The sequence below is a fragment of the Streptococcus cristatus genome (assembly GCF_003944225.1).
Taxonomy (GTDB): Bacteria; Bacillota; Bacilli; order Lactobacillales; family Streptococcaceae; genus Streptococcus; species Streptococcus cristatus_K.
The window spans coordinates 116501-125587 of the sequence record NZ_RJPN01000005.1; the positions used below are offsets into that span (position 1 = coordinate 116501).

Annotated in this window: 5 protein-coding genes; all 5 read left to right on the forward strand. The window is 45.5% G+C overall.

Annotation, left to right across the window (positions count from 1 at the left end):
* Positions 1-2: 2 nt before the first annotated feature.
* Entirely contained in the window at positions 3-1769 is a 1767-nt protein-coding gene (locus D8797_RS06760; protein ID WP_125379765.1) for an ABC transporter ATP-binding protein, read from the forward strand.
* Complete coding sequence (locus D8797_RS06765) at positions 1762-3510, forward strand: ABC transporter ATP-binding protein (protein ID WP_125379766.1); 1749 nt, start codon at positions 1762-1764, stop codon at positions 3508-3510. The genes D8797_RS06760 and D8797_RS06765 overlap by 8 nt, the downstream gene beginning before the upstream one ends.
* A gap of 89 nt (positions 3511-3599) precedes the next feature.
* Complete coding sequence (locus D8797_RS06770; RefSeq protein WP_125379767.1) at positions 3600-4871, forward strand: DUF2130 domain-containing protein; 1272 nt, start codon at positions 3600-3602, stop codon at positions 4869-4871.
* A 12-nt stretch (positions 4872-4883) separates the two neighbouring features.
* Positions 4884-5762: a tRNA pseudouridine(55) synthase TruB gene (truB, locus tag D8797_RS06775; RefSeq protein WP_125379768.1), complete on the forward strand. Its 879-nt coding sequence runs from the start codon at positions 4884-4886 to the stop codon at positions 5760-5762.
* A gap of 283 nt (positions 5763-6045) precedes the next feature.
* On the forward strand, positions 6046-9087 hold a 3042-nt coding region (locus D8797_RS06780), incomplete at its 3' end, for a GbpC/Spa domain-containing protein (RefSeq protein ID WP_312023863.1).

The window sequence follows — 9087 nt, forward strand, 5'->3', positions numbered from 1 at the left end:
CTATGAAGAAAAAATCTGTTCTTGCTTGGATCTGGGACTTTGTTTCCCTTCATAAGATATATTTTGTGCTCAGTCTGATCTTTTCCTTTGCCTCTGTGATTTCAGAATTTCTGCCTTATTTCTTTATTGGTGGAATGATTAATCAGCTCTTGGCTGGCAATAAAAACTGGGATTTCTACTTGCAGCAGTCAGCGTGGGCAGGTCTGGCCTGGATTGGCTACTGGGGCTTCCACGGTATTTCCACCATGCTGTCGCATACGGCTACTTTTAAGATTTTAGCGGAAATGCGGCATCGCTTGACAGACAAGCTGGCTAGGCTGCCTCTAGGTACAGTGCTTAGTCAGTCATCAGGAAGTTATAAAAACATTATCGTTGAGCGGGTGGATGCGACCGAAACGACCTTGGCTCACCTGATTCCAGAGTTTACTGCTGGGATTTTTGGTCCAATTATTGTCCTCATTGCTATGCTGGTTATTGATTGGCGGCTAACCTTACTGTCTCTCCTGACTATTCCCATAGTGGCGCTGGCCTATATGCGGATGGCTGTCAATAGCGAAGCGGACTATCAAAATACTCTGGTCAAGACCAAAAAACTCAATGATACAGCGGTGGAATACATCAACGGGATCGAAGTCATCAAGGTCTTTGGCAAGGAAAAATTCTCTTACGATAAGTTTGTGACGGCTGCTAGAGAAGGAGCAGACTGCTTTATTGAATGGATGCGCAAGTTCAATCTAGAGATGGGCATTGTGACTGCTTTTCTGCCATCAGGCTTGCTCTTTCTGCTGCCGGCTGGCTGTTATTTCTATCTGCAAGGCAGTTTGTCTGCTGGCAATTTCATTCTGATGATTATTCTGTCGCTCAGTCTGCTGACTCCTCTGATTTTAGTGGCTAGTTATATGGACGATTTACGGAAAATCGGGACTATTTTTGGCCAAGTCATTGATATTTTGGAAAAGCCTGATTTGAAAAGGCCTCAGGAGCTGAGAGAACTTCCAAAAGGAAGGGATCTGGTCATGACGGATGTCAGCTTTGGCTATACAGATGAAGAGGAAGTACTGCACGACATTTCGCTAGATATTAAGGCTGGCAGCATCAATGCTTTAGTCGGTCCATCAGGCTCAGGTAAGTCTACAATTGCTAAGCTTCTGGCTTCTTTCTGGGATGTCAGTTCTGGTCAGATTACCTATGGTGGCTTGGACATTCGCCAGCTTCCGCTAGACTATTATAGTCGGCAGATTGCTTACGTGACCCAGGATAACTATCTCTTTGATGAGACGATTATGGAAAATATCCGGATGGGAAATCCAGCAGCTTCTGATGAAGAGGTCATCGAGATTGCCCGTCGCTGTGGCTGTTATGACTTTATCATGAACTTAGAAAACGGCTTTGAGACTCAGGTCGGCTCTGGCGGCGGTCATCTATCTGGTGGGGAGCGTCAGCGGATTGCCATCGCCCGTGCCATGCTTAAGGATGCGCCGATTCTTATCTTGGATGAAGCGACTGCTTATACAGATCCGGAAAATGAAGCACGGATCCAGTCCAGTCTAGCTCGTCTGATTGAGGGACGGACCTTGATTGTTATCGCCCACAGGCTGTCTACGATTATGAGTGCAGACCAGATAGTCCTGGTCAATGATGGTCGGATTGAAGCTAGAGGTCGGCATGAAGAATTGCTGGCAGCCAGTCCGCTTTATGCTTCTATGTGGCAAGCCCATATAGCTACTAGGGATAGTGATGAGATGGAAGGAGGGCTGACTCATGCTTAATATACTGAAGAAATTCTTTGATTTCTGTACGGCAGAGGACCGTAAGAAATTTTATCAATCCATTTATCTGGGCGTCATCAAGTCCTTTATCATCGCTCTGCGTATCCCAGCGATCGGCCTAGTCGTTATGGGATTGATAGAGAAGAATCTTTCTATGCGGACCTTCTGGCTGGCTCTGGGCATCATGCTGGTATCCACTGTGCTAAACGTATGGATTACCCTGAAAATCACCATGCTGCAGACGGAAGCGGGCTATCATACCTGTGCTCAGAAGCGGATTGAAATTGCTGAGCACATGCGCTATCTGCCTATGGGTTACTTTAATCAAAATAGCTTGGGCAAGATTACTAGTGTTACGACCAATACGCTGGAAGGGTTGTCTGATGTAGCTACGCGAGTGGTTATGATGACAGTTCAGGGATTTCTGACGACTGGTCTCATCACTATTTTGGTTTTTCTATATGATTGGCGGGTTGGTCTGGTTCTCTTGGTGGGTCTCGTCCTCTTTCTCCTGCCCAATACCCTCATGCGTTGGCAAGTTGGCAAGATTTCTGATGACAAGTATCAGGCGGATATGGACCTGGTAGCCGTTGTTTTGGAGTACAGCCAAGGAATTGCTGAAGTAAAGAACTACAATCTGGTTAACCGTTCTGCCAAGAAGCTGTCCAAGGCTATTGAAGGCAAGAGTCAGCTAGACACCAAAATGACACTTGTGACCTCACCTTACATTGCCCTCCAGGGCATGGTGACCAAGCTGACCGGTCTCTTTATGGGGCTTTTCTCTATCTACTTTTATCTCAATGGCAGTATGGAGCTGTTGGTAACCATTATGATGATTGTCAGTGGTTTTATGATTTATGAAAATCTAGACGGCGTTGGCTCTTTCTCTTCTCTCCTACGCATTGTTGATTTGTCGGTTGATATGGTCAATCAAGTCTTGGCTATCCAGCCGATGGACATCAGTGGTCAGGATATTGAGCCTAAGAGCAGCCGGATTGAGCTGAGAGATGTTAGCTTCTCTTATGGAAATAAGAAAATTATTGACCAGGTTTCCCTCACCATTCCCGAAAAAACAACAACTGCCCTGGTCGGACCTTCTGGATCAGGCAAAACAACGCTCTGCAATCTCATTGCTCGCTTCTGGGATGTGGACCAGGGGAGTATCAGTCTGGATGGGTATGACGTCAGGGATTACAGCTATGACAGCCTGATTCGTAATTTCAGCTTTGTCTTCCAAAGCGTCTATCTTTTTGAGGATACTATTGCTAATAACATTCGTTTTGGCAAGCCGGAGGCCAGTCAGGAAGAAGTAATAGAGGCTGCCAAGAAAGCCGCCTGTCATGACTTTATCCTCTCACTGCCTGATGGCTATGATACCAAGATTGGTGAAGGAGGTGCCAGTCTTTCTGGAGGTGAGCGCCAGCGCATTTCCATCGCTCGGGCTATTATCAAGGATGCACCTATTATCATTCTGGATGAAGCAACAGCCAATGTTGACCCAGAAAACGAAGAAGCCCTCATGCAGGCTATTCAGGCTTTGACTCGCGATAAGACCATTATCATGATTGCCCACCGACTCAAGACGGTTGAGCATGCAGACCAGATTTTGGTGCTGGATCAAGGCCGCATTGTCGAACAAGGCAAACACCAAGACTTACTAGCTAAACAAGGCATTTACAGCAAATTTATCCAAGAAAGAAAAACAGCCACCAGCTGGCGGATTGAGATAGGGGAGTTATAAAATGAAACAGCAGGCTAACGGCTTGCTGTTTTTCATTTAAAGGGAAGAATGGTATAATGAAGTAGAGAAAAATCTTGAATGAGGTAGCCATGAACGAAATCAAATGCCCCAACTGCGGGGAGGTTTTTACTGTCAATGAGAGCCAGTACAGTGAGCTTTTGTCGCAGGTTCGGACTGCAGAGTTTGACAAGGAAATCCATGCTCGGATTGAGCAGGAGCTAGCTTTAGCAGAGCAAAAATCCCAGAATGCCCAACAAGCTCTCCTATCTCAGAAAGAGCAGGAAATTAGCAAGCTTCAAAATCAAATTGCTCAGTTTGAGACCCAGCAGGAATTGGCTAAGAAAGAGGCAGAGCAGGCAGCTAGTCTTCAGTTACTAGAGAAGGATAAGGAAGTTCAGCAATTGGAAAGTCAGCTGACAACTCTGCGCTTGGAGCATGAAAATCAACTGCAAAAGACCTTGTCTGCGCTGGAAAAAGAGCGCGACGAGGTTAAGAATCAGCTAGTTTTGCAAGAAAAGGAAGCAGCGCTGGCTCAGACCTCGCTCAAAGAGCGCTATGAGGTAGAGCTGCGGCAGAAAGATGAGACCATAGAGTTCTACAAGGATTTTAAGGCAAAGCAGTCAACTAAGATGATTGGTGAAAGCCTAGAGCAGCACTGCGAGTACGAGTTTAACAAGAATCGTATGGCCATGTTTCCGCGAGCGGAGTTTGGCAAGGACAATGATGCCAGAACAGGCAGCAAGGGTGACTACATTTACCGTGAGGTGGATGAAAATGGTGTAGAAATCCTCTCTATCATGTTTGAGATGAAAAATGAAGGCGATGAGACAGCGACCAAGAAGAAAAATGAGCATTTTTTCAAAGAGCTGGATAAGGATCGGCGTGAGAAAAGCTGTGAATATGCTATTCTTGTGACACTTCTTGAGGCTGACAGCGAGCTCTACAATTCGGGTATTGTCGATGTGTCCTATGCCTATGAGAAGATGTATGTTATCCGACCACAGTTCTTCCTGCCCATGATTACCCTTTTGCGTAATGCTGCGCTCAACTCGCTCCAATACAAGCAGGAGCTGGCCTTGGTGCGGGAGCAGAATATTGATATTACGCATTTTGAGGAAGATTTGGATGCCTTTAAAGTAGCTTTTGCCAAGAACTATCAGTCTGCTTCGACCAACTTTGGCAAGGCCATCGAAGAGATTGACAAGGCCATCCGCCGGATGGAAGAAATCAAGAAATTCCTGACGACCTCTGAAAACCAGCTGCGCTTGGCTAATAACAAACTGGACGATGTCTCTGTCAAAAAACTGACGCGCAAAAACCCTACTATGAAAGCTAAGTTTGAAGCTTTAAAGGAGAAGTAAGAAAACAAGACAATGAACGGAATTATCAACTTAAGAAAAGAAGCGGGCATGACCTCGCATGATGCGGTCTTTAAGCTGCGTAAAATTTTGGGAACGAAGAAAATTGGTCACGGGGGCACCTTGGATCCAGATGTAGTCGGGGTGCTTCCGATTGCTGTGGGCAAGGCGACACGCTTGGTCGAGTTTATGCAGGAGGAAGGCAAGGTCTACGAGGGGGAGATTACGCTAGGATGCTCAACGACAACAGAAGATGCCAGCGGAGACATCTTAGAGCGGACGCCGGTGACAGAGCTTTTAGAAGAAGCTCTCATAGATGAAGCCATGGAATCTATGACTGGTGAGATTCGCCAGATTCCGCCCATGTACTCTGCAGTCAAGGTCAATGGGCGCAAGCTTTATGAGTATGCGCGTGCAGGTCAAGAAGTGGAGCGTCCCGAGCGGCAAGTGACCATCTATAGCTTTGAACGCACCAGTCCGATTGCCTATGAAGATGAGCAAGCCCGTTTTCGATTTCGGGTCAAGTGCAGCAAGGGAACATATGTTCGAACCCTATCTGTTGATTTAGGAGCCAAGCTGGGCTTTGCCAGTCACATGTCCCAGCTGACACGGACTTCCTCAGCAGGTATGAGCTTAGATGATGCCTTGACCTTGGATGAAATAGCGGAGCGAGTAGCAGTGGAGGATTTCTCCTTTCTACAGCCTCTGGAGTTGGGGACAGGTGATCTACCCAAGATTGAACTAACGGTAGAGCAGTTAGAGGAAGTCCGCTTTGGTCGCTTTATTTTCATTGAAAATGCGGCAACAATCTTGGCTGGCTTTCATAAAGGTAAGCTTATCGCCATCTTAGAAAAAAGGGAAGAATCTTATAAACCTAAAAAAGTTTTTCTTTAATCATATTGAAAATATCAGAGTCCTGAAATTTATTTTCAGGATTTTTTATATGCCTAGAATAATTAATCAAATCTATAAACTAAAAATGTATAAACATACTGTTTGAATAGATCAGAAACATTTATAAAATTTACTGTAAATTTTTGAAATAGTAATACTCAAAAATTGGACAGATTTACTAAAAATGATTAAGTAATAAAAGGGCTATAAAATTGCTTAAATCCCACTTATATGGTACACTTGAGGGAGTGACAATTTTAAATAATAAGGAGGGTTCCAATACATGGGACAAGACTGGAAGAAAATAGAAAGGCAACGTTTTACAATTCGTAAGACGAGAGCATGGGGCGCATGTTCAGTTTTTCTAGGATCAAGTATTTTCTTTCTAGGAGGGGGAGTTGCAAGTGCGCAAGAAGTTAGTCCTTCTGCACAAGACCAAGCAGCTCAAGTAGCAGAAGCTGCTAGAGTTTCATATGAAAAAGAGTCTGAGAAACCGGTAACTGAAGCACAAGCCGAACCTGAAAAGAATGCTGCGTCAGTAAGTGCAGATGTTCAAGCAACTGAAGCTAAGGGACAAGCTGCGCCTAGCACTGAAAAAGAAGCTAAAGCAGAAGAAGCTGCTGTTTCAAAAGACGAAAAGTCAGAAGAAACAAGCGCTCCGAAAGAAGCTAAAGCAGAAGAAAAGACTGAGCCAAAAGAAGAAAAATCAGAGCCAAAAACAGCAAGTTCTGAAACTAATGCAGCCGCACAACCTAAGCGTTCAGGTACATCAGGATTCAGAAGTGTTAGTGGTACATCAGGATTCCGAAATACTGGTGCTACTCGTCAAGGATCTGACTATACTGTTACACAAGACGGTAATTTAGCTACAGTTCAAGCTAATGCTTTGAAAACTCAGTTGGATAGAGCAGCATCAGAGAACTTGCCAGTTACACCGAACCAGCTTAGAAATTTTGGAACCGCAACAACTGACGAAGAAAGACGCAGATTAGAACGTCAAGCAGCGGATCTTCAAAATACTGAAGCTCAGGCAATGAATAGAAAAATCTCTGATTACTTGACGGCTAAACAAAGAGCTCAACAATTAACAGGTAGAGAAGGAAGCTTGCAACAAATTGCTCCGCAAAACCTCGTGTTCTCTGATGAGCCAAACGCAACGGCTAGGATTAGGCTGGCACAAGGAGACTGGTTCGTCAAAGACAGTACGCTCACATCCCGAAATCAATATGTTCGTGAAGCTTTGGATAGTCGGAGCTACAATGAGTGGCGAGACGGGACAACTACTCAACCGAATGCAGTTATCACTAGAGCCGATACAAGCCAACCGGCAGCAGAGCGAATCATCAAGGATCAAACAGATGCTTACTACATGGTTCATACGCAAGTTGGTAGAACCACAACAGTAGAGTACACCTTGCATAACTCATTTGCCGGTGGTCGACCTATTACGAAAGCTATTGCTCGATATACGCCTAAGAAGAGTTCTGCTTATGATGATAGTATGGTAATGGCTATCCATAAAGATCCAACTATGACAGTTTGGAATGGATCCAGCTATGATCGTAAAGGAACTGGTAACCAATTGCATATGGAATGGGAATTCTATTATGCGGATGGCACTAAGGTAGACTTTGGCAGAACACCTGGTGTTGTTTCTTTCGCCTCACGTAACCACCACGGGGACGATATTTACGCTGAAATTTATGGTAATTTGAGCTCAAATATGCAGAATGTACAAATTGTAGGTTCTTCTATCGTTCCACAGGCAAATGGTTGGTACTATGCAAATGGTAAGAATAACTCTTATAAAGGCCAAACTGAATATCAATGGGACCAACAAGGTAATCCGAATGAATTCTGGGGAGCGGGTGCTGCAAAAGTTACAAGTGGTACATCATTGAGCTTTGATATTGCTACCACTAACCCTGGTCAGCACTGGCCACGTCCAATTCGCCAATGGTTCTCATTTAATACCAACGTAAAAGCGAATAACGTCGTAACGAACCCTAATTTGACATATACTCCTGCAGCATATGTCAATGAAGTTCCAGCACCAGAACCAGAAAAATCTTATGACAGATTTGTTATGGACATTCCACATAATGTCAGAGTCGTAGATTATGAGAATGCCACTCCAGATCAAAAACGCGCCTTCGACAATCAAACTGGTTCTCAGATTGTTTACCAACAAGGTAAAGACGGACAGGTTATTGTTGTAGGACCAAAACCAGAAAACCTAAATGACGTACCGAATCCTAAGTTTACAGCTCAAGAACTTGAGACACTAAAAAATGGTGGAACTGTAAGAGGATTTAAGGGACACAATTACGTTGATCCTGTAGATACCATCATGGTTGTCAAACGTAATGCGGGGCCAACTGGACCTAAGGGTGATAAGGGGGCTACAGGCGCAACCGGAGCCACCGGTGCAGCAGGACCAAAAGGTGATAAGGGCGCTACTGGCGCAACCGGAGCCACAGGCGCAGCAGGACCAAAAGGTGATAAGGGGGCTACAGGCGCAACCGGAGCCACTGGTGCAGCAGGACCAAAAGGTGATAAGGGCGCTACTGGCGCAACCGGCGCCACCGGTGCAGCAGGACCAAAAGGCGATAAAGGCGCAACTGGTGCAACTGGAGCCACAGGCGCAGCAGGACCAAAAGGTGATAAGGGGGCTACAGGCGCAACCGGCGCCACAGGTGCAGCAGGACCAAAAGGCGCAACAGGTGCAACTGGCGCAACTGGAGCTAAAGGCGATAAAGGTGAGACTGGTGCCACAGGCGCGACTGGCGCTAAAGGAGAAGATGGTAAGCCATCATTAGCCCAAGTCGTGGATAATAACAACGGCACCCACACTGTTAAAGTTGGACTGGATAAGAATGGCAATGGCCAGCTCGATCCAGATGAAGTAACCTCATCTACTATCGTTAAAGACGGAAAAGATGGTAAATCTCCACTAGCTAAGGTTGTTGACAACAACAACGGTACTCATACTGTTCAAGTCGGTCTGGATAAGAACGGTAACGGTGAGCTTGATCCAGACGAAGTAACTTCATCTACAATCATCAAAGATGGTAAGGATGGAAAAGCTGGTGCAACCGGTGCCACTGGTGCAACAGGCGCAACCGGAGCTAAGGGCGATAAAGGTGAAACAGGCGCAACAGGTGCAACTGGAGCTAAAGGAGAAGATGGCAAGCCATCATTAGCCCAAGTCGTGGATAATAACAACGGCACGCACACTGTTAAAGTTGGTCTGGATAAGAACGGCAATGGCCAATTGGATCCAGACGAAGTAACCTCATCTACCATTGTTAAAGATGGTAAGGAC

What these genes read in the sequence shown, in the direction of transcription:
- D8797_RS06760 (WP_125379765.1), top strand. Translation starts at nt 3, where the DNA reads ATGAAGAAAAAATCTGTTCTTGCTTGGATCTGGGACTTTGTTTCCCTT.
- D8797_RS06765 (WP_125379766.1), top strand. Translation starts at nt 1,762, where the DNA reads ATGCTTAATATACTGAAGAAATTCTTTGATTTCTGTACGGCAGAGGAC.
- D8797_RS06770 (WP_125379767.1), top strand. Translation starts at nt 3,600, where the DNA reads ATGAACGAAATCAAATGCCCCAACTGCGGGGAGGTTTTTACTGTCAAT.
- truB (WP_125379768.1), top strand. Translation starts at nt 4,884, where the DNA reads ATGAACGGAATTATCAACTTAAGAAAAGAAGCGGGCATGACCTCGCAT.